Origin of the sequence: Phenylobacterium sp. LH3H17, assembly GCF_024298925.1 — a bacterium.
In the GTDB taxonomy this organism is placed as follows: Bacteria; Pseudomonadota; Alphaproteobacteria; order Caulobacterales; family Caulobacteraceae; genus Phenylobacterium.
This window is the reverse complement of record NZ_CP101283.1, coordinates 3,806,481-3,826,697: the sequence shown is the minus strand read 5'-3', so window position 1 is coordinate 3,826,697 and position 20,217 is coordinate 3,806,481. Positions and strand designations below refer to the sequence as shown.

The 20,217-nt window shown below is 66.4% G+C and carries 23 protein-coding genes and 1 riboswitch; of the genes, 11 read left to right on the top strand and 12 right to left on the bottom strand.

Annotation, left to right across the window (positions count from 1 at the left end; genetic code table 11):
* Positions 1 to 43: 43 nt before the first annotated feature.
* From M9M90_RS18915 to M9M90_RS18900, 4 genes are all read left to right on the top strand, one after another.
* Entirely contained in the window at positions 44 to 670 is a 627-nt protein-coding gene (locus M9M90_RS18915; RefSeq protein ID WP_254834787.1) for a CoA pyrophosphatase, read from the top strand.
* Between the two features lie 63 nt (positions 671 to 733).
* Positions 734 to 1,204 (top strand): thioredoxin TrxC, encoded by a 471-nt coding sequence (gene trxC, locus M9M90_RS18910; RefSeq protein ID WP_305885126.1) that lies wholly within the window; start codon positions 734 to 736, stop codon positions 1,202 to 1,204.
* Between the two features lie 135 nt (positions 1,205 to 1,339).
* Positions 1,340 to 2,086 carry a hypothetical protein gene (locus tag M9M90_RS18905; RefSeq protein WP_254834786.1) on the top strand — a complete coding sequence of 249 codons (747 nt, stop codon included), beginning with the start codon at positions 1,340 to 1,342 and terminating at the stop codon, positions 2,084 to 2,086.
* A 169-nt stretch (positions 2,087 to 2,255) separates the two neighbouring features.
* Positions 2,256 to 2,696 (top strand): GFA family protein, encoded by a 441-nt coding sequence (locus M9M90_RS18900; protein WP_254834785.1) that lies wholly within the window; start codon positions 2,256 to 2,258, stop codon positions 2,694 to 2,696.
* 62 nt (positions 2,697 to 2,758) lie between these two features.
* Here M9M90_RS18900 and M9M90_RS18895 read toward each other — a convergent pair whose 3' ends face one another.
* Positions 2,759 to 3,163, bottom strand: coding sequence for a host attachment protein (locus M9M90_RS18895; RefSeq protein WP_254834784.1), 405 nt, complete (start codon positions 3,161 to 3,163; stop codon positions 2,759 to 2,761).
* Positions 3,164 to 3,299: 136 nt separating this feature from the next.
* On the bottom strand, positions 3,300 to 3,530 hold the full coding sequence (locus M9M90_RS18890) for a hypothetical protein (RefSeq protein WP_254834783.1): 231 nt from the start codon (positions 3,528 to 3,530) through the stop codon (positions 3,300 to 3,302).
* Positions 3,531 to 3,708: 178 nt separating this feature from the next.
* On the opposite strand from M9M90_RS18890, the gene M9M90_RS18885 reads away from it, so the two are divergent.
* A complete protein-coding gene (locus tag M9M90_RS18885; protein ID WP_254834782.1) occupies positions 3,709 to 4,038 on the top strand; it encodes a hypothetical protein in 330 nt (109 codons plus the stop codon).
* 51 nt (positions 4,039 to 4,089) lie between these two features.
* Here the strand turns inward: M9M90_RS18885 and M9M90_RS18880 are convergent, their stop codons facing one another.
* Positions 4,090 to 4,767 (bottom strand): nitroreductase, encoded by a 678-nt coding sequence (locus M9M90_RS18880; RefSeq protein ID WP_254834781.1) that lies wholly within the window; start codon positions 4,765 to 4,767, stop codon positions 4,090 to 4,092.
* Positions 4,768 to 4,878: 111 nt separating this feature from the next.
* Complete coding sequence (locus M9M90_RS18875; RefSeq protein ID WP_254834780.1) at positions 4,879 to 5,442, bottom strand: TMEM165/GDT1 family protein; 564 nt, start codon at positions 5,440 to 5,442, stop codon at positions 4,879 to 4,881.
* Between the two features lie 18 nt (positions 5,443 to 5,460).
* Positions 5,461 to 5,646: riboswitch (yybP-ykoY riboswitch) on the bottom strand.
* Positions 5,647 to 5,956: 310 nt separating this feature from the next.
* On the opposite strand from M9M90_RS18875, the gene M9M90_RS18870 reads away from it, so the two are divergent.
* Entirely contained in the window at positions 5,957 to 7,819 is a 1,863-nt protein-coding gene (locus tag M9M90_RS18870) for a ribonucleoside-diphosphate reductase subunit alpha (protein ID WP_254834779.1), read from the top strand.
* Between the two features lie 292 nt (positions 7,820 to 8,111).
* A complete protein-coding gene (locus tag M9M90_RS18865) occupies positions 8,112 to 8,903 on the top strand; it encodes a lipid A-modifier LpxR family protein (protein WP_254834778.1) in 792 nt (263 codons plus the stop codon).
* Here the strand turns inward: M9M90_RS18865 and M9M90_RS18860 are convergent.
* Positions 8,900 to 9,538 carry a glutathione S-transferase family protein gene (locus tag M9M90_RS18860; RefSeq protein WP_254834777.1) on the bottom strand — a complete coding sequence of 213 codons (639 nt, stop codon included), beginning with the start codon at positions 9,536 to 9,538 and terminating at the stop codon, positions 8,900 to 8,902. The two genes, M9M90_RS18865 and M9M90_RS18860, sit on opposite strands and share 4 nt — an antisense overlap.
* 134 nt (positions 9,539 to 9,672) lie before the next feature.
* On the opposite strand from M9M90_RS18860, the gene M9M90_RS18855 reads away from it, so the two are divergent.
* A complete protein-coding gene (locus M9M90_RS18855) occupies positions 9,673 to 10,710 on the top strand; it encodes a ribonucleotide-diphosphate reductase subunit beta (RefSeq protein WP_254834776.1) in 1,038 nt (345 codons plus the stop codon).
* Positions 10,711 to 10,756: 46 nt separating this feature from the next.
* On the opposite strand, the gene M9M90_RS18850 is transcribed toward M9M90_RS18855, so the two are convergent.
* Positions 10,757 to 11,026, bottom strand: coding sequence for a hypothetical protein (locus M9M90_RS18850; protein WP_254834775.1), 270 nt, complete (start codon positions 11,024 to 11,026; stop codon positions 10,757 to 10,759).
* A gap of 162 nt (positions 11,027 to 11,188) precedes the next feature.
* Here M9M90_RS18850 and M9M90_RS18845 point away from each other — a divergent pair, with 162 nt between their 5' ends.
* Positions 11,189 to 11,983: an enoyl-CoA hydratase/isomerase family protein gene (locus M9M90_RS18845; RefSeq protein ID WP_254834774.1), complete on the top strand. Its 795-nt coding sequence runs from the start codon at positions 11,189 to 11,191 to the stop codon at positions 11,981 to 11,983.
* On the opposite strand, the gene M9M90_RS18840 is transcribed toward M9M90_RS18845, so the two are convergent.
* Together M9M90_RS18840 and M9M90_RS18835 are read right to left on the bottom strand one after the other, a co-directional pair.
* On the bottom strand, positions 11,970 to 12,776 hold the full coding sequence (locus M9M90_RS18840; protein WP_254834773.1) for a hypothetical protein: 807 nt from the start codon (positions 12,774 to 12,776) through the stop codon (positions 11,970 to 11,972). The genes M9M90_RS18845 and M9M90_RS18840 overlap by 14 nt on opposite strands.
* A 338-nt stretch (positions 12,777 to 13,114) precedes the next feature.
* Positions 13,115 to 13,762, bottom strand: a complete 648-nt coding sequence (locus M9M90_RS18835; RefSeq protein ID WP_254834772.1) for a PEPxxWA-CTERM sorting domain-containing protein — start codon at positions 13,760 to 13,762, stop codon at positions 13,115 to 13,117.
* Between the two features lie 418 nt (positions 13,763 to 14,180).
* Between M9M90_RS18835 and M9M90_RS18830 the strand changes: the two genes are divergently transcribed.
* Entirely contained in the window at positions 14,181 to 14,369 is a 189-nt protein-coding gene (locus M9M90_RS18830) for a hypothetical protein (protein ID WP_254834771.1), read from the top strand.
* Between the two features lie 317 nt (positions 14,370 to 14,686).
* Here M9M90_RS18830 and M9M90_RS18825 read toward each other — a convergent pair whose 3' ends face one another.
* The 3 genes from M9M90_RS18825 to M9M90_RS18815 all read right to left on the bottom strand — a co-directional run bounded on the left by M9M90_RS18825 (position 14,687) and on the right by M9M90_RS18815 (position 17,870).
* Entirely contained in the window at positions 14,687 to 16,354 is a 1,668-nt protein-coding gene (locus M9M90_RS18825; protein WP_254834770.1) for an RNA-directed DNA polymerase, read from the bottom strand.
* 65 nt (positions 16,355 to 16,419) lie between these two features.
* On the bottom strand, positions 16,420 to 17,037 hold the full coding sequence (locus tag M9M90_RS18820; RefSeq protein ID WP_254834769.1) for a DUF4209 domain-containing protein: 618 nt from the start codon (positions 17,035 to 17,037) through the stop codon (positions 16,420 to 16,422).
* Between the two features lie 53 nt (positions 17,038 to 17,090).
* Positions 17,091 to 17,870: an SOS response-associated peptidase family protein gene (locus M9M90_RS18815; RefSeq protein WP_254834768.1), complete on the bottom strand. Its 780-nt coding sequence runs from the start codon at positions 17,868 to 17,870 to the stop codon at positions 17,091 to 17,093.
* 331 nt (positions 17,871 to 18,201) lie between these two features.
* Here M9M90_RS18815 and M9M90_RS21210 point away from each other — a divergent pair, with 331 nt between their 5' ends.
* Positions 18,202 to 19,044, top strand: a complete 843-nt coding sequence (locus M9M90_RS21210; RefSeq protein ID WP_305885125.1) for a hypothetical protein — start codon at positions 18,202 to 18,204, stop codon at positions 19,042 to 19,044.
* 257 nt (positions 19,045 to 19,301) lie between these two features.
* Here M9M90_RS21210 and htpX read toward each other — a convergent pair whose 3' ends face one another.
* Positions 19,302 to 20,213 carry a zinc metalloprotease HtpX gene (gene htpX / locus M9M90_RS18805; RefSeq protein WP_254834767.1) on the bottom strand — a complete coding sequence of 304 codons (912 nt, stop codon included), beginning with the start codon at positions 20,211 to 20,213 and terminating at the stop codon, positions 19,302 to 19,304.
* Between the last annotated feature and the right edge of the window lie 4 nt (positions 20,214 to 20,217).

Sequence of the window (20,217 nt, the reverse complement as noted above, 5' to 3'; positions counted from 1 at the left end):
ATTGGGCTTCCAGGACCGCCGCGCAGGGCGTAGCTCAGGGCCGATGAGCTATCCGTTCGCCACCGCCTTTCGCGAGGCCCTCTCCGCCAGCTGCCGGGCCTTTCCCCGGATCGCCTACGAGGGCCCGGCTCTGAAGCACGCCGCCGTGGCCATCACCTTGGTCGAGGCCGATGACGGCTCGGGCGAGGCGGCCTTCCTGCTCACCCGGCGGGCCGCCGCGATGCGCGCCCATGCCGGCCAGTGGGCCCTGCCGGGCGGCCGTTGCGATCCCGGGGAAACCCTCGAGCAGGCCGCGCTGCGCGAGCTGGAGGAGGAGCTGGGCCTGACTCTCCCGCCGGCCGACATCCTCGGCGTACTCGACGACTATCCGACCCGGTCGGGCTATGCGGTCACCCCGGTCGTGGCCTGGCTCGGCGACGCCGCCGCCCTGCGTCCCAACCCGCAGGAGGTCGCCTCGGTCCATCGGTTCCGGCTCGACGAGATCCATGCCGAGGACGCCGTCACTTTTGAGACCATCCCGGAAAGCCCGCGCCCGCTGATCCGCCTGCGGCTGGGCGAGCATCATATCCATGCGCCCACGGCGGCCCTGGTCTACCAGTTCCGCGAGCTGGTCGCCGGCCGCGTCACCCGGGTCGCCGACCTCGAACAGCCGGTGTTCGCCTGGCGCTGAGCTTTGTCGGAGATCAAGGAACGGATCACTCTGAGCGTACTATCAACCAAGCAGGAGGTCGCCATGTCCGACACCGTCGCCGATCCCACCGCCACGAACATGGTGGTCGTCGCCTGCCCGACCGACGCCGCTCTCAACCGGATTCCACGGGCCAAGCTCGCTCAGGACCCCCTGTGCGGCCGCTGCCACAATCGGCTTTTCCTGGGCAAGCCGGTCGAGTTGACCGCGGCGAATTTCGATAAGCACACCCTCAAGAGCGATCTGCCGGTGGTGATCGACTTCTGGGCGGCCTGGTGCGGCCCCTGCCGGATGATGGGCCCCAACTTCGAGGCCGCCGCGGCCCGGCTGGAGCCCCGCGTCCGGATGGCCAAGTTGGACACCGAGGCCGAATCCGCAATCGCCGGCCGCTACGGCATCCGCGGTATCCCCTGCATGATCATGATCGCCAAGGGCCGCGAGATCGCCCGCCTCTCCGGCGCCATGCCGACCAACGCCATCGTCCAGTGGGTCGAGCAGGCGCTGGCGGGGGCCTAGGAGTCGGCCGGCCCTAGCGGGTCATCGAGCTGTTCCGCGCCTCAACTGGAGTGGGCCGCCCCCCGGCCCGGAGGGGTATCAGGCGGTTGACGGGCGAGCCCGCCCATGGACTAGCTTTGCCACGGTGGTGGCGAGATGAGCACGCTGACGGTCGGATTCCAGCCCACCCATCCTTGGGACCGGACCTTCTTTCTGGCCTTCGTGGCCGCCTGCTGGCTGGGCGTGGTCATGGGCTTCGGCCCGGCCATGGCCAGCCGCGCCAGGGGCGGGGCCGACTACGCCGCACCGCTGATCCTGCACATCCACGCCGCGGCCTTCATGGGCTGGATGCTCTTGCTGACCGCCCAGGTCCTCCTGGTCCGCCAAGGGCGACGGCCGACCCACCGACGCCTGGGCCAGGTCGCCTTCGGGCTCATCCCGGTGATGGTGGTGTCGGCGATCGTGTCGGAGGTCTACAGCCAGCGCTTCTATGTCGACCGCGACCCTGAGAATCTGCGCTTCTTCATCATCCCCATCTTCTATGTCGCGGCCTTCGCCCTGCTGGCGGGCGCCGCGGTGGCCCGGCGCGGGGACTCGTCCAGCCACAAGCGACTGATCCTGCTGGCCACCACCGTCATTGTCGGCGCCGCCTATGCCCGGGTGTGGGGCGCCGACCTCGAGACGGCCTTCGGCGCGGGCCTGGTTGGCACGTTCGTCAGCACATTCTTCGCCGCCGACACGATCCTTGTCGCGGCCGTGGGGTATGACTACGCCACGCGCCGTCGCGTCCATCCGACCTATCTGTTCGCGGTCCCGATCCTGCTGCTCAGCCAGGTCTGCGTGGCGCTCGTCTACCACTCCGACTGGTGGCCGCCCCTCGCCAGAACCCTGATCGGCCGCTGAACCCGCAAGTGGTCCGTGCGGCTGCGCCGCCAGGTCGCATCCAGGTCCCATCCTCTCCAGCATGCTCGACGCCACCCCCCGACCCGAACGCCCGTGCTGCACAGGGCGTCTGGGGCGGCTAGGATCAGTGCCCGTAGAGCGGCCGAAGCCGCGCCAGAAGGAATAGCTGATGATCAAGGCGGCCTGTCACTGCACCGCCGTCCGGTTCCAGATCGCCAAGGCGCCGGACTGGGTGCTGGACTGCAATTGCACGCTCTGTCGGCGCTACGGCGCCCTGTGGAGCTATTATCATCGCGTTGACGACCAGGCGCTGCTGGTCGGCAAGCCGGCCCGGGATGTGACCGAAACCTACATGTGGCTGGACCACGAGCTGGCCTTCCACCGGTGCCGCCGGTGCGGGTGCGTCACGCACATGGAGGCGGTCAAGTCAGATCCGCCGATGATCTACGGGGTCAACGCCCGGATGATGGTCGGGCTGGATCCATCGAAGGTCAGGCTGCTTCAGGTGGACAACGGCCATTCCGGATTCTTCTGGACGCGCTCCGACCAGCCCGTGATCGACAGCAAGCACCCGGCGCCCGCGCCGCTCGGCCCGGACGACTGGCGCTAGGCGCCAGCGCCGAATTGCCGGCAGAGGGCATGGCTTCCGATCGGTGGAGCCACGCCTTCCGTCTAGGCCGTGGCGATCGCCTTCTGAACGTCCTGCAGCGAATGCCCGGTCAGGTCCTTGGCGATCTCGCCGACCAGGACCGCGGACAGTCTGGCATGGTACTGCGGCCGTATCGCCCCGAGGGTTCGGGGCGCCGCGATGACGAGCAGGGCGGAAATGTCGCCTGCCAGAACCTTCTTGTTGAGCAGGTCGACAACCCCCGCGGAAAAGCCGTCTTCCTTGTCCTGCCCGCCATCGGGGTTTGCCGAACTGCCGTGGCGGCCAGGCGTGGAGCCCTGGTGATCGGCGTTGACCGGGTCATGGGCCAGGGCCGTCAATTTGAGCTCGGCCTCGTCACCGGCGTTGCGGTAGAGGTTGAATTTCTCGCCGTCGGCGACGGCGACGGTGGCGCCTTTGGGAAGCTGCATGAAGTCTCCAAGTTTGACCGCGGGGCGCGGCGGCTAAGCAGGGGACATCCCGCACTCAGATTATCGAGTCCCGGCGGCTAAGCCGCGGTCAGTCTGTAACGCTTGCCCGAACTCGCGGTTGCTCGGCGAGAACAGCTTAGGTCGAGCGCATGAGGCTCCCGCCATGACGTTGGCGCCAGAACCTCGACCGCAGGCGCGGGGCGAGCAGCAGAGAAATCGGCAGCGAGGCAAGAAACGTGGCGGCGATCGCGGCTGGGTAGAGGCCGGCCGGCGCGCCAGCGACCAACAGGCCGAGCAAGGCCAGCCCGAAAATCAGGGCCTGGATCATGGGAAAGATCAGGGCGGCGATGGCGAGGTTCGTACGCATGATCGTCTCCTTTGAAGATCGAGCACCTCCAACGCGTGGCTCCGAGCTCCGATCCCCCCGGGGGGTCGTTCAACTCGATTTGTTCGAAACGCAAAAACGCTCATGGACGCGGTCCTGGCCCTGGGGCGGGACCTCACGCGGGGTGGCTTGCACGCGCTTGACGGGTTAACTCCCTCCCATGGCGCGAACCAAGCAAAGCCCTGAGTTTGAGATCGAGGTCGACGGGGAGCCTTATGTCTGGCGGCTTCAACGCCAGCCCCAGTGGTCCAGTGACGCCGCGGAGTATCGCGGCATGGCGATCGCGGTGCGTCACAAGGAGGGGCAGCGCGAGGCCGTGGTGGAGTTTCCAGCGGGCCCGCAGCCCAAGTACGGCGCGCCGCAACTGAAGGCCGCGCAGATCGCGCCTGAGCTCGTGGCCAGGGCCATCGCGTCGGCCATCGTGGCGGGATGGGAGCCGCTGTCCCGGGGCAAGACGGTCCCCATCGTCGTCGATGAGACCGGCGGCTGACACCTTGAGGCCGGCGGGTGCGCCGATCTGGACCCTCGGCCCGGATCCGGCCTAGTCGCCGAAGCCGACGAACACCGTGGCCTCGGCCACAGCCTTGCGTTCGGAAACGACCGCATTTGCTGGGAAGCTTTCGTCCGGCCAACCCAGTGCGATGCTTTTCATGATGACCTGATCGTCGGCGATCCCAGCGTGCTCACGAACCACTGGGGATTGCATGATGCCCTGGCTGTTGATTACCGCGCCCAGCCCCCGAGACCATGCGGCGTTGACCAGGGCCGTCGTCACGGCGCCGCAATCGAACGGCGTGTCGTCGCTGCCGTCCAGAACGCGGTCGTAGGTCACGATCACGCACACGGGCGCGTCGAACTGACGGAAGCCGCGCAGCACCCAGTCCTGGCGCATTTCCTTGTCATCGCGCGCGATCCCCATGGCGGAGAACAGTTGCTTGGCGACGCCGACCTGCCTGTCGCGATGCGGACCTGCAAAGGCCTGTCCTGTGCGGAACTCTCGCGATTGCGGTACGCCCGACACCATCCGCTCGGTATTGCCGGCGCGGATCCGATCCAGCGGTTCGCCGGTGATGATGTAGAAATTCCAGGGCTGGGTGTTCATCGACGACGGCGCGCGCATCGCCAGGCCGATGATTTCCTCGATAAGCGCCCTGGGAACGGGATCGGGCTTGTAACCGCGGATGCTTCGGCGACCGAGGATGACGTCGTCAAACTGCATGGAAGTTCCCTGGATAATTGGCGCGGCTCTAATCTGGCGAGAATTGTCAGCTTTCGGCCGCGAAGCCAATGTCCGGTTCAGTCGCAAGAGCGACCTCGTCGGCGCCACGACCTACCCCCAGACCAGCACCCAGACCCCGATCGCCGCGAAACATGCCGCCGCCGCCCAGCGGATGTAGCGGAGCGGCAGCCGCCCGGACGCCGCCTCGCCCAGGTAAACCGCCGGGACGTTGGCGATCATCATGCCGAGCGTGGTGCCTGCTGCCACCCACAGCACCTGGTGGAACTTCGCGGCCAGGGCGACGGTGGCCACCTGGGTCTTGTCGCCCATCTCCACCAGGAAGAAGGCCACCAGCGTGGTGAGGAAGATCGAGGCGCCGGCCTTCTCGCGCGGCGCGTCCTTGTCCTCGAACTTGTCGGGTATCAGGGCCCAGGCGGCGAAGGCGAGGAAGGCGGCGCCCAGCAGCCACTTCATCCATTCGCCCTGCAGGAAGGCGCCAGCCGCCACGCCGACCAATGCGGCCAGGGCGTGGTTGGCCATGGTGGCGATCAGTATGCCGAGGATGATCGGCGCGGGCCGGCGGAACCGGGCCGCCAGCAGCATGGCCAGGAGTTGGGTCTTGTCGCCGATCTCGGCGATGGCCACGAGGCCGGTGGAGACGAGGAAGGGTTCCATCGAGGCGAGTTATCCGGGCGGGGTCGAGGCGAACCAATGGCCTTCCGCGCCGGCGACCCCGCAATGGATCGACGCACGAAAGCCAAAAGTCTCGCCAAGCAAAATCTGCCGGATGCGCCATGCGGCGGGTCCAAGGACCTCTCGCAAGTTTGTTGACGCACCCCCCGTTGGAGCTACGGGCGGCTACTCCCTAGTGACGGCGTGCTGGATAGGTGAGGGCGTCTCCGAGGGCAAGTGCGAACAGTTCGCGTCATGGGCGAGGCCCATTGTCACATGCGCGTGAGGGCGCCGCCGATCCGCCCATTGAAAACCTAGGCGCTTCAATCCCCGGCGAAGCGCGTTAACCTTTCGTTAGCGAAAAACACTCGGGGACAACCCCGCGACCCCGTTGACGAGTCATTAGGCTTGATGCCCCATATGATGCGTTCAGAGGGCGGGGCGCCCACTAGATGTAGATTGAGCGGCGACGACGGGCGGGGGGCTCGAAGCGCCTGATAGTTATGGGTTTTGGGTCATGAGCAGCAGTGAAGCGGCAATTCGGACGGTTTCGGACGCGGCCCAGGTCGTCGCCGAGCGATCCGAACGACCGCAGCTCCAGCTGGTCCGCAAGGTCGTGGTCGACCGCTCGCGCGACGCCCTGCTGACCGATTTCGGCAAGACGACCCTGGAGGACCGCTATCTCCTGGCCGGCGAGAGCTACCAGGACATGTTCGCCCGGGTGGCCACCGCCTATGCCGACGACGCCGACCACGCCCAGCGCGTCTATGACTACATCTCCAACCTCTGGTTCATGCCGGCCACCCCGGTCCTGTCCAACGGCGGCGCCGGCCGCGGCCTGCCGATCTCCTGCTTCCTCAACGCCGTGGGCGACTCGCTCGACGGCATCCAGAGCGTCTGGAACGAAAACGTGGCGCTGGCCTCCAATGGCGGCGGCATCGGCACCTATTGGGGCGGCGTGCGCTCCATCGGCGAGAAGGTGAAGGGCGCGGGTCAGACCAGCGGCATCATCCCCTTCATTCGCGTCATGGACTCCCTGACCCTGGCGATCAGCCAGGGGTCGCTGCGGCGTGGCTCGGCGGCGGTCTATCTGGACATCCACCATCCGGAGATCGAGGAGTTCCTCGAGATCCGCAAGCCGTCGGGCGACTTCAACCGCAAGTCTCTGAACCTCCACCACGGCATCTCGATCAGCGACGAGTTCATGGAGGCGGTCCGCGACGGCGCCATGTTCGGCCTGCGCTCGCCCAAGACCAAAGAGATCATCCGCGAGGTCGACGCCCGCTCGCTGTGGCAGAAGATCCTCGAGATCCGCCTGCAGACCGGCGAGCCCTACCTGATCTTCTCCGACACCGTGAACCGCGCCATGCCGCAGCATCAGCGCGAGCTCGGCCTCTCGGTGCGCCAGTCCAACCTGTGCTCGGAGATCATGCTCCACACCGGGACCGACCACCTGGGCAAGGAGCGCACCGCCGTCTGCTGCCTCTCCTCGGTCAACGCCGAGAAGTTCATGGAGTGGCGCGACCACCCGACCTTCATCGAGGACGTCATGCGCTTCCTCGACAACGTCCTGCAGGACTTCATCGAGCGCGCGCCGCCCGAGATGGCCAACGCCGTCTACGCCGCCCAGCGTGAGCGTTCGGTGGGTCTGGGCCTGATGGGCTTCCACACCTTCCTGCAGGCGCAGAACGTGCCGTTCGAGAGTGCGCTGGCCAAGAGCTGGAACATGCGGCTGTTCAAGCACCTGCGCCGCCAGTGCGACGCAGCCTCGCGGACCCTGGCCGCCGAGCGCGGCGCCTGCCCGGACGCCGCCGAGCGCGGGGTCATGGAGCGCTTCAGTCACAAGCTGGCCATCGCGCCCACCGCCTCGATCTCGATCATCTGCGGCGGCACCTCGGCCGGCATCGAGCCGATCCCGGCCAATATCTACACCCACAAGACGCTGTCGGGCTCCTTCGCGGTGAAGAACCCCTACCTGGAGCGCCTGCTGGAGCAGACCGGCCACAACACCGCCGAGATCTGGGACTCGATCTTGGAGAACGAGGGCTCGGTGCAGCATCTCGACTGCCTCAGCCAGGACGACAAGGACATCTACAAGACCGCCTTCGAGCTGGATCAGCGCTGGGTGATCGAACTGGCCGCCGACCGCACCCCGGACATCTGCCAGTCCCAGTCGGTGAACATCTTCCTGCCGGGCGATGTCGATAAGTGGGACCTGCACATGCTGCACTGGCAGGCCTGGGAGCGCGGCTGCAAGTCGCTCTACTACATGCGCTCCAAGTCGGTGCAGCGGGCGGCTCATGCCGGCGGCGAAGGCGCCGCGGTGGTCACCATGTCGGACGAACGGACGGACTACGACGAGTGCCTCGCCTGCCAGTAGGACATGCTTTTCCCCCGTTAGTAGAACCCGTGCACGGGGCGCTAACCGTCGTGCCATAGTCTTCGGGACGAACGTCGCTGCTCACGGGGGGCACATGCGAAACGTCCCGATCGTCGAACGCGGAATTCCAGGCTCAAAGGCCGCGCGAACCCACGGGATCGCGCGGCCTTTTGCTTTTATTTCAAGACGATATGTCGCGACGGGAACGGAATTTCCACTTGCGCCCTTCCTAAAGCGTGGAAGGATGCTCCTGGGGTCGTGCGCTCAAGGACGCGATCCGGGGAGAGTGCATATGAGGCCGTTGGCTCTGTTGGCCATCGCCTGTGTTGTAACCGCCGCGGCAGGCGCGGCAGAGGCTCAGCCGAAAGGCGCGGCCGCCAAGAAGCTCATGAGCGCGGCCGTCGCGCCAAAGGCCCAAGCCCGCACCGATGGCGGCCTGAATCACCTGTTGAACCGCGACACCGAAGCCGACTGGCGCACCCGAGAGGTCGCGCTGGGCAAGGGCGACCGGCTGCGGCTCAAGCTCGGTGAGCCCGCCTTGCCGCCCGGCGCCCCGCTGGACCTCGACCGCGAACGGTTCGCCGCCGACGCCTACGAAATTGCCGTGACCCGCGACTGGAGGGGCGTGAAGTTCGAGGCTGGCGAATACGACCTACGCCTGTCGCCCCACGCCGAGCTCGGGGTCAGCAATATCGGTGGCCAGGCGGGGGCCGGAGCGACGCTCACCGTCGGCCAGCGCCGCGACGACATCGTCAAGTCCCAGCTCAGCGACCTGGGCGTCCAGGACGGGGCGGCCTTCGGCGACCAGGGCCGCTGGTACCTGTTCGCCGCCGCCAGCGGCCGGGCCGTGGGGCTCAACATGCTCCGCAACGACGGCCAGTGGGACCGGGCCGGCTGGTCCACCGATCCCTCCAGCACCCTGGTCGGCGACGCCCAGGTGGGCGTCGGCTTCCGCAAAGGGATGATGCAGACCTCCTTCGGCGTCATCCACCGCGAGGTGAAGGGCGAGCACCGCATCTGGGGCCAGAGCACCAAGGACGACACCCTGGCCGCCTTCTCGCTGTCGATCAGGCCGCGGCGTTAGCCCATCCGGTCGGCCCACAGGGCCTTCAGCCGCCGATCCTCGTCGACGCGCCTGACCACCTCGCCCATCTTCGGCGCCTCGCGATAGAACCGCTCGCGCCTGGGCCGGAACCGCGAGACCACGGCCACATAGAGGTCCAGCACGCTGAGCTCGTCGCCCAGGATGTAGGTTCCGGGGGAGACCTGGCTGTCCATGATCGCCCAGCATTGCGCGATCCGCTCCAGGGTGCGCTCGATGAGCGCCTCATGCCCGGCCGGGTCCGGGACCAGGCGGGCGGGGTCGTCCTTCACCCAGTAGAGCGAATAGATGGCGCTGGAGACGAAGCTCATCCAGCGCAGGAATTGCGCCCGCCCGGGCTCTCCCGGCATCGGCGCCAGCCGCGCCTCGGGATAGGTCTCCGCCAGCCAGATCAGGATCGCCGCGCTCTCGGTGATCGTCTCGCCGCCCGGAAGCACCAGGGCCGGCACCTGGCGCATGGGATTGGCCGCCAGCACCTTGTCGCCGCTCTCCGGGTCATCCTTGTCCCAGGTATAGGCCTCGATGAGCCGATAGGGCTCGCCGATCACCGCCAGCGCCGCCTCCACGGCCACGGCGCCGGAGCCTCGCGCCCCGAACAGGGTCAGTCGATCGGACATGCTTATCCCACGCTTGTTCACAACATCTTGGGTTGCTGCGCCAACTCGCCGCTAGATATGGATATGGATCGAGAGTTAGAGTTTGCTTCTAAACGCCACGTTCGTCGATTCCGCTTCCGTTCGAAAGTCCGCCCGTGACCGCCAAATCCACCCTGCCAGGCCTGCTCACGCCGTCGTTCGCCTACAAGCCCTTCCGCTATCCCTGGGCCTACGACTTCTGGAAGAAGCAGCAGCAGGTCCATTGGATGCCGGAAGAGGTGCCGCTGGGCGAGGACCTCAAGGACTGGGCCGCAAAGCTCAACGACAAGGAGCGCAACCTCCTCACCCAGATCTTCCGGTTCTTCACCCAGTCGGACGTCGAGGTGAACGACAACTACATGGAGCGCTATTCGCGCGTCTTCAAACCGACCGAAGTGAAGATGATGCTGGCCTCGTTCTCCAACATGGAGACGATCCACATCGCCGCCTACGCCCTGCTGCTCGAGACCATCGGCATGCCCGATTCCGAGTTCACCGCCTTCCTGGAATTCCAGGAGATGCGCGACAAGCACGACTACATGCAGAAGTTCGGCGTCGAGACCAACGCCGACATCGCGCGGACGCTGGCGATGTTCGGAGGCTTCACCGAGGGGCTGCAGCTGTTCGCCAGCTTCGCCATGCTGATGAACTTCCCGCGCCACAACAAGATGAAGGGCATGGGCCAGATCGTCTCGTGGTCGGTGCGCGACGAGAGCCTGCACTGCGAGGGGATCATCAAGCTCTATCACGCCTTCAACGCCGAGACCGGCTGCGTGACCAAGAGCGTGGCCGACGACATCGTCGACTGCTGCAAGACCGTGGTGGGCCTGGAGGACAAGTTCATCGACCTGGCCTTCAGCGCCGGTGAGGTCCAGGGCATGACCCCCGACGATATCAAGAACTACATCCGCTTCATCGCCGACTGGCGCCTGCGCCAGCTGGGCCTGCCGGAGGTCTACGGCGCCCGCACCAACCCGCTGCCCTGGCTGCAGTCGATGCTCTCGGGCGTCGAGCACGCCAACTTCTTCGAGGCCCGTTCGACCGAGTATTCCAAGGCCGCCACCAAGGGCAAATGGGACGGCGACGGCGGCGTCTGGGCCGAGTTCGACAGGACGCTGGCCAAGCGCAGCGACCTGATCCTTCCGGCCGAATAGCAAAGACCGTCCCCGGCGCGCCGCGCCAGGGACGGCCCGCTTGAACCTACTTCGTCGCAGCCGCGGCGTCGGCGGCGGCGTCGGCCTTGCGCGCGGCGGTCCCGGCGGCGGCCTCGGCGCTGGCGGCCGCGTCGGTCGCGGCGGCGGCGGTGGCGTCGGCGGCGGCTTCGGTGTTCACGGCGGCGTCGTTGGCGGCCGAGGCGGTGGCCGCGGCGGCTTCGTCGGCGGCGGCGTCGGCATGGGTCTCGGTCTTGGGCGAGCAGGCGGCGATCGCCAGGCTGGCGAGGGAGGCGGTCAGGATCAGGGCAAGGCGCATAGGTCTTCCTTCAGATAAGGCCGCGCAACACGACGCGCGGCGAAGGCCCCGATTATGGCGCAAGCCCCGCCCCGATCAAACGCCTCCTCCGCATCCTGGGGCTGGAAACCCGCCGCGCCGCCGTCCATGCTGCGCCCCGACACACCAGGGGGAGCGCACGCCATGACCAAGCTCGTAGAGGTTTCCGACGCCGGCCACGTGCGGACCATCCGCCTCAACCGGCCGGAGAAGAAGAATGCGCTCAGCCTGCAGCTCGCCTGGGCGGTCATCGCCGCGGTGGACGAGGCGGCCCAGGACGACGACGTCTGGGTGGTGGCGCTCACCGGCTCGGGCGACGCCTTCTGCGCCGGCCTCGACCTGACGGGCTCCGAGCCCCATTCCCCCTATCCGCCCATGACCGCCCAGCTGGACGACATCGGCTGGGTCGGCCAGTTCCTGCTGGCCATCCGCAAGCGCTGCGACAAGCCGGTGGTGGGCGGGATCAACGGCGTGGCGGTGGGCGCGGGCCTGGGCCTGGCCATGGCCACCGACGTGCGCCTGATCGCCCACAGCGCCCGGCTGATGGCCGGCTACACCCGCATCGGCGGCTCGCCCGACGCGGGCCTGACCATCACGCTTCCCCAGGCCATGGGCTACGAGAAGGCCATGCGCTTCATGATGGAGAACCGCACCCTGACCGGCGAGGAGGCGGTCCAGTGGGGCCTGGCCGGGGAGGCGGTGGCCGACGCCGATTTCCACGCCCGCCTGGCCGAGTACTGCGCCCAGCTCTGCGAATGGTCGCCCATCACCCTGCGCCTCTTGAAGCGCGGCATGGTCAAGTCCTACGAGTCCCACGACATGGAGCAGCAGCTCCGCTACGAGGTCGCCAATATCGGCCGCGCCTTCCGCAGCGAGGACGGCCAGGAGGCCCGCCGCGCCTTCCTGGAGAAGCGCAAGCCGGTGTTCACGGGGCGCTAGAGGCGACCACCAGCCGCAGGGCGCCGGTCTGCGCCACCCGCACCGCCTGCATGGCGCTGGGCCTTGCGATCACCGGGCCGTAGGTCGCTTCCCCCACGAAGCGGCGGGCGTCTTCCAGGTCGGCGGCGCTCATCCGCGCGGTCAGGGCGGCCAGCGCCCCCTGCGCCCGCGCGCGCACGGACGGCTCGGCGCCCTCGTTGGCGGCCGCCAGCGCCGTCCAGACATAGGCGTCGATCGGGTCCTTCCGCGCCAGCCGCCCGGCGCCATAGACCTCGCCCAGGGCCAGCTGCGCCGCTCCGTCCCCGTCGAGGGCCTGATCGTGCAGCCGGCTGACCTCGATCTGGGCCGGGGTGAGCGCGGCCACCACCCAGGGCAGGCCCGGCGCCGCTCCGCCGCCGCCGCCGCGTCCGCCCGAATGGGGATCGAGATGCAGGTGCGGACCCTGGGTCCCGTGCCGCCCCTCGGGGAAGATGGTGGCGAACGGCGCGCCCGCCCTTCGCAGCTTGGCCGCCGCGCGGAACGGGCTCATCCCGTCGACCACCACGTCATAGGCGCCCGGCGCCCCAGGCCGTCCCATGGAGTGGCGCGACAGCCGCCCGGCCGTCACGGTCAGCGCGCCCTGGGCCCGCAGCTCGTTCTCGCGCTCGGGGGTGCGATAGCCGCCGGTCACCCGCCAGGTCCCGGCCCCGAACACCTGGTCCATGGTCGAGCGGAACCGCGCATGCGGGTCCTCGCCGGCCCAGGCGCCGGTCGCCGCCGCCAATGCGATGCTCAGTGCGAGTGCGATCCTCACGCCCCGTCCCCCGACGGCTCCGCGCCCGCCTGGCGAGCGCGAAAGAGAGCCTATGCCCGGGGAAACCGCAGGGAAAGCCGATACAACCGCCGCGACATGCCCCCGCCTCGCGGGGAGGCCATCGCATTGCGAGGGACTTAAAGATGTTCCCCCTCTGGGGGAGCTGGCCCGAAGGGCCTGAGGGGGACTTTAACCCCTCCGGTCGCGTCGCTGTCCAAGGACATTATTGGTCCCCCTCACCCGGCCATTGGGCCGGGAGCTCCCCCAAGAGGGGAGCATCGGACCACCCTGCCGCCCCGACCATCGGCCGTTGCGATCCCCCGTAAGGGGGTGCCACGTCATGCGCGGGCGTAGGCCAGGGTCCAGGCCGTCTGGCGCCGGCGGCGGATCGCGCCGCCCACCAAGCCGAAGCCCACGATCATCATCGCCCAGGTGGCCGGCTCAGGCACGGCCGAGGTGGTGGCGATATTGTCCAGCTCGAACGAGTTGCCGGTCGAATAGAAGATGACCTTGGTGACCCGGTCGGACCCGAAATTATAGGTCATCCGCCGTCCGATGGTCTGGTCGCCGTTGAACGAGCCGTCCGCCAGGGCCGCGCCCATCAGGGTCTGGTCGAAGCCGTTCAGCCCGATGAACCGGATGGCGTTATAGGCGTCGGGCGAGCCGATATAGACGCTGATCGCGCTGATCAGCGGCGTGTCCAGGGTGGCCGCGCCGCCGGCCCGGATGGCCAGGTAGTCGGTGGTGGTGCCCGGCGGCGGGGCCGCCACGCCGGGGAACAGGCCCTGCGAGCCGTCGAAGATCCCGGCCGCCCCGCTCAGGGTCAGGGTGTAGCCCGGCGCCACATAGCCATCGAAGTCGTAGATGATGAACTGGCCGGCCGGCGGCGGCGCATCCACGGGCGAGGAGATCACCGTCAGGGCGTGGGCCGGCGCGGCCAGGGAAACTGTGGCCGCGGCGGCCATGGCGGCGATGCTGAACTTCATACTTGAACCCGTACCAAAAAACGCCCGCTCGCCGAGCCGAACCAACCGATCCCCAGACTGTAGAGCATCTGGCGGCCACTTGACGGTAATTCCCTTGCGGGTTGACAGTTCCAATCTCAAGATGGTCTCAAGGACGTGCGGATTCTAATTATTCCTAACAAGCAAGTCGGGCGGGAACTACTGGCAAACGTCGGTATTTGAACTTGGCAGTTGGCCGCCTCTAGCAGTCGGGCGGTCACCGGGCGCGCGGTCTGGAGGGATCCCGCCCAGGTCTGAAGCGTCAGTCCGATCCCCTCGGTATGGACGTTCGACCGAGCCGGCCGGGACGCGCCACGCGGCGCGGCCCGGCCGGCTTCGGCCAATGTCCCGACGCTTGCTCCGCCCAGGCGAAGGTCGTTAGGGTGATGCAGGGGCGGTGATGGCGTATTACCGGGTTTATCTCACAGGTCGCGACGGTCGGATCCGGGATGTCCGGCCCCTGGAGGCCGAGTCCGACGAAGCGATCCTGAAGCTCGTCGGCGACATGGACCTCAGCGGCTTCGGCGCGGAGATCTGGGACGGCGTGCGGAAGCTGCCGCAGACCTTTCCGTATCGGGAGCGGGATTAGGGGGCGGTGCAACACTCGCGCACCCTCTCCGCTCGTCATCCCGGTTTCGGCGCAGCCGAAGACCGGGACCCATATGCTCCTGAGGGATGTTAAGCTTGGCGCAGCATGTCTCTGGGGCGGCCGGCCTGTTCGCGTTGGTGGCGGAAGGCGACTTGAATTAAGTATCGTGTCCCCACAATTCCCAAAGCGAATGACCTAGCTGAATCAATTCAAGCCTTGATTGCGGACCACCTGCGTTAGTGCTTCGCCTCGGCTTCGACCCCCATAGGATGTCATCAAGATCGCGGTCCTGCTGTCGAGCAGATCGGCGGAAAAAGTCAGAGGTTCGTGCACACCGGCTCGTGGGGCTCGGACAGGAGTTGGTGCAACTTGCCGTGGTTATCGCGCAGCCAAGCCGTATAGGTGGCCGCGAACGGCATTGAGAGTTGATCGACAGCGCTAGAGAGCCAGTTCTTGTACTCGTCCAATGGCAAACACATTCCCGCCATTAGCGCTGCGGGCTTCTCCCACTCGCTGAGGGAGGCCAGCTGTGTCTTGAGGGCGCGAAAATACGGCCTATCATTCGCAAGCCCCCGCAAGAAGAGTTGCGACCGTCGCTCAAATACACTGCGGTTAAAGTCATACGCCTGCCAGTCTGAGAGTAAGACCGGTACGGTCCCGTCGACAAACAGATTGAGCAGCCAGGACCGAACATATGCTAAGTCAGCATAGGGCGGCATTGACAGCAATTCGATGACGCGGCGTTTCACCGCGTCAGTTGGAAACCCCTCTTGCTTCGACGCGGCGCTGAGAACCAAGCAAAATTCGCGCGGAACATAGTAGAGAAGTTCGGCATGTTTCTCGATCAAATTGAGCGCATCAATTCCTTGTAGAAACCGCAATGCACGCAATATCGCCTTGAAGACAGACAGGTCTACACCCTTCTTGTCGCCGATCTCATCAAGGCGCGCTTGTAGAAATTCTGCCGATAAGAAGGGGTTGGCAACCAAATCTTCGTCCTTCAGGTCGTCATCGTCGCCATAGCTTAGCGCGATGAAGGCTTGCATGTTCTCCATCTCTGCTGTTGTGAAAACGTCCTGTAGTCGCCCCTTTGAGCTGCGCTCGATATCTCGCACGGTCGTGAGCTTTGTCTTTGAGACATTTAGCGAAAGCCCTTCGGTGACCATTAGATGCTCGGCTAAGCGGCATAGAATCGAGTGAGCTTCCATCCCTGGCGGTACAGCTATGCGATAGTCATCGACATAGCGCGTGAACTTGACGCCCATGTTTTTCAGAAGAATATCGGTGTCGTTTAACAAGCACTCGGCCAGCAATCGCGACGCCGCTGTGCCCACCGGCAAGCCATATGATTGGCGCGCGCGAGCGGTCTTGATAACTTTCTTAATTAAGTCTGATGGAGCTTTGGGACAGCCTGCGTCTTCAAGCACGTTCTCTATTCGATGAAAGTAAATGCGCTGGAAGAAGTCCGAAATGTCAGTAACTATAGCTGGACGATCTTCAGAGAACGGATTTTCCGGCCCACCAAAATCGGACAGATGGGCTAGCCATTGATGAAAACCACGGCCGGGCTCGAACACCCTAACAGTCTCATCCGCTGAATACCGGTAGGCGAAGGCTTCATAGGTGTCCTTGGGAAGGCGAGCGCGCTCAAGATGCGGCGCGCAATCAAGGAGCGCCCCAAGGTAAATGACATTGTCCGACGCCGTAAGTTGATGAGCAATCCGAAACCCAAGCCAAGATTTTGGAGTCAACGTCTCAACTGCCCCACTTGGCTTGTACTGACCAGGGTTCAGCTTCTCACAGTCTTTTGCGATAGTTCCAGGCCGCTCAAGGAAGCAACGCATCTCCGGTAGCCGTGGAAAAAGGTCGGTGTCTCCCATTGCCCCTAGGTGATCTATCGCTCGCCGGACACTCGCCTCACTGATCATCCAATCCCCCACCAACTTATCGATGCGTTTCCGCAGCCTTCGGTTTGGCAGGTTCATCGACAACTTCAAGTGAGCTGTTGTGGGTTAGACCCGTATCGCCTGTGGCTTGCTTCCGGGAGCGGTCAGACGGCCCAGACCGGCTCACCCGGCCCCCCGGTACTAGGAAACTGGAATCCCATGTGTGTGACGACGTTGATGACGCTCAACGCCATTTCGAGGGTGGCTTCGCGCGTCTGGGTCAGGAATTGCACGTCGATAGGGGACGCAAACGCCTCGATCTTCCGATTTACGAAGAATGGAACTGATCGCCCGGACGCATCAGGTAGTTGCCAGAAACCATGACAAAGGACATTGCGCAAATTCGCCGCTTGTTTCAGTTGATCCAACAATTCGTCAATATTGGTGGTGGTGACGTTGGAGTTGGCGCGCACTGCTGTCGCGAATAATTGAATTAGGCCGCCGAGCGCATCGGTCAACGCCCTTTCCAGTGTCCGTGACCATGCCTTGAGCGCGGTCTCCGCCTCAGTGGGGTCCTCCGGCAGCTCCGTAGTGCCGGTTATGGCGAAGACGGCCTTGCCCAGCACGTTCTCCAAGAATCCAAATGTCGCCACAGTCCGACCGAGCGCTTCCCAAAATTCCGAGCTGTGAGCTTGGGTCGGAAAGCCGGGCGGAACGCGCTTCACATCAACTACAAAGCGTCTTGGCTCAGGGCCGGATGAGGTCGTGCTGTTTTCGGACATATGCCCTCCCGAGCAAGATTTGGTGCGGCATTGCCCACTTCTCTGGCTGGGCCTTACACCCCGACGGCAGCAGGCGCGCGGCCCCGTGCTACCACCGTCAGCGAACCATCGGGGAGAGGGCGCTGCAGGGCCTTGGCTTGCTCCCACGGCGCAGTTAGCCAGGTCGTCGCCTCCTCAGCCGTCGTGAGGATCACCGGCATGGCCTTGTCGTGGACCGCGCCGACCTCGGCGTTGGCGTCGGTGGTGAGGAAGCCAAACAGGTCGCAGGTCTCCCAGCCCGTCTTGATCTTGCGGACGCAGGAATAGTCGAGGGTGTGGACGCCGGCGAAGTAGGCCAGGGGACGATCTTCCGACAGCGCGAACCAGACATTCTCCCGCGATCCGCCGACCTGGTCGGGTTCGGCGAAGCAGGTGAGCGGGACCAGGCAGCGATTGGCGACGCCGAGATAGGGCGCCCAGTGGCGGCTCTCGGTCTTGCGGACATTGGTCGTGCCGCCGTCCGGCTCAAGGCGGAGCAGTTCGGCGAAGTCGGCGTCGGTGAGTGTCTTGCCCTTGGCGCGGAGCTTGTCGGCCCGCTTCTTGGCGGCGATGAACAGCGCCTGCTTTGAGCTGGGCATGCCCCAGCGTGCGAAGCCCACCTCTTCGGCGCCGTCCGACCCCAGGCGCACGGTGGGCGCCCGGTAGTCCGGATAGACCTGCGGCTTCCAGGTGAGGTCGATGTTGGACGTGCCTTCGGCGGCACCAGCCGGCAGACGCAGGGCGCGGCCGAGGAACGTCTCGTGAGCCTCGGCCCAGCCGAAGATGTCGCCTTCGATGGTGTAGAGATTGCACATGCTCTGAAGATTGGCGCGGGGCCGGGGCGACCGTCAAATCCAGGCGCGGATCCTGCGCTTTTCGCCACACTTCCCGCAGGGGCCTAGGCGTTTCAAGTCGGCGGGACGGGCGCCCGCGCCAAGGCGCGCGAAGGCTTCCGCGCGGGTCCACTCGACACGGTGGCCGCACGCGACGCACTCGATCTTGAGGACGTCTGACGGCTCCATGGTCCGCCCGAGGGTCTGAAACATCTGCATTGCAGCGACGTTCCTTGCCTCGCCGCGGCTCCGTGCGTCAACTTTTTGTTCTTGCAATGTTCTCGCCCGCCGAGTTGCGCGGTACACTCCCCCAATGCCCGCGCGCGCCTACGCTGACACGCACCCGCAAGCCCGCCAGCAGATCCTCGACCGGGTGACGGCGGGGGAGAAGCTGTCGCGCATCTGCGCCGAGCCGGAGATGCCGTCCTATGCCAGCGTCCATGCCTGGACCCACGCCGACGCCAACTTCGCCACGGCGCTCGTCAACGCCCGGCTGAGGGGCGACCGGAGCCTCGCCTTCGATGAGGCCAAGGCCAAGGCGTTGCTGGCGCGGCTGGCGGCGGGGGAGGGGATCGTCTCCATCCTTCGCGACCCGGCCATGCCGTCGCGCCGGGCCTACCGGCATTGGCGGATGACCCAGGGGGAGTTCGGCGGGGAGGTCTGGCGGCTGAACCAGGTGAAGGTCGCCGAGCGCGCCCGGCGCTGCGCCGCCCGCTTCCGGCCCTTCGACCAGGCCCTGGCCGACAGGATCGTGGCGCGGGTCGCGCGCGGCGAGGATTTCCAGGCCATGCTCAACTCCGGCCACGGCCTGCCGTGCCGGGACGTGGTGATCCGCTGGCGCAAGGCGCAGCCGGAGTTCGACCAGGCCCTGAAGATCGCCCTGAAGGTGGCCCGCCGCCGCCGGGTCCAGGCCCGGGCGGCCTGCCCGGACTATCTGCTCGAGGCGATCTGCGAGGGGATCGCCGAGGGCGGCACGCTCAACACCCTCAGCCGCCTGCCGGACATGCCGTGCGCCGCCACCTTCTACGGCTGGATGCGGACCCGGCCCGACTTCGCCGAGGCGGTGGGGCGGGCGAAGGAGGCGCGGAAGGCGCGGCGGGCCTTGGATGCGGAATATGCGCGGTTGCGGCGGCGGGCCGGGGCGATCTCGGCCTAAGCCGCTCATCCCGGCCTTCGCCGGGATGAGCGGTGTTTGGGGTTAGCCGCAGGGGGTTGAAGCCCCCAACAAGAGTCAAAGTCCCCCTCAGTCGGCTGCGCCGACAGCTCCCCCAGGGGGGGAGCATCCATGGACTATGCGAACCTAGATCCTCCCCCAGCGCGCAGCGCGGTTTGGGGGAGGTGGCGCGTCGCCTCTATCGGCGACGTGACGGAGGGGGTTGAAGCGCACGAGAGTCAAAGTCCCCCAGGCGGGACCTAGCCCCAGGGGCCGCGTCGGGCGCTGGTGAGCGGGACGGCGGTCTCCGCCCGGCGGGACGGGGCGGCGAGGCGCATCAGGGCCTCGACCCGGTTCTGGGTCGCCGGGTGGGTGGAGAACAGGTTGTCGGCGCCGCGGCCCGAGAGCGGGTTGATGATGAACATCTGGCCGGTGGCGGGATTGCGCTCGGCGGTCAGGTTGACGATCCCGCGGGCATGGGCGTCGATCTTCTGAAGCGCGCTGGCGAGAGCTTGTGCGTCGCCGCTGATCTCCGCGCCGCCGGCGTCGGCCTGGTATTCGCGGCCGCGGCTGATGGCCATCTGGACCAGGGCCGCGGCCATGGGGGCCAGGATCATCAGGGCCAGGGTCCCGATGATGCCGCCCGGCCGCTCGCGATCATTGCCGCCGAAGAACAGGGCGAAGTTAGCCAGCGCCCCGATGGCGCCGGCGATGGTCGCCGTGACGGTCATGGTCAGGGTGTCGCGGTTCTTCACATGGGCCAGCTCGTGGGCCATGACCCCGCGGATCTCGCGGCGGTCCAGCATGCGCAGCAGGCCGACGGTGGCGGCCACGGCGGCGTGCTCGGGGTCGCGGCCGGTGGCGAAGGCGTTGGGCTGGTCGCTGTCGATGACATAGACCTTGGGCCGGGGCAGGCCCGCGCGCTGCGCCAGGTCATGGACGTCGGCGACGTAGTTCGCCAGCAGGGGCTCGGCGGTGGCGGGGTCGACCTCGCGCGCGGCGTACATCTTCAGCACGATCTTGTCGGCGTTCCAGTAGCTGACGAAGTTCATCGTCGCGCCCAGCAGGAAGGCCACGAGCATGCCGGTGGCGCCGCCGATCAGATAGCCGACGCCGACGAAGATGGCGGTGAGCGCCGCGAGCAGCACGAAGGTGCGAAGGTGGTTCTGCATGGGC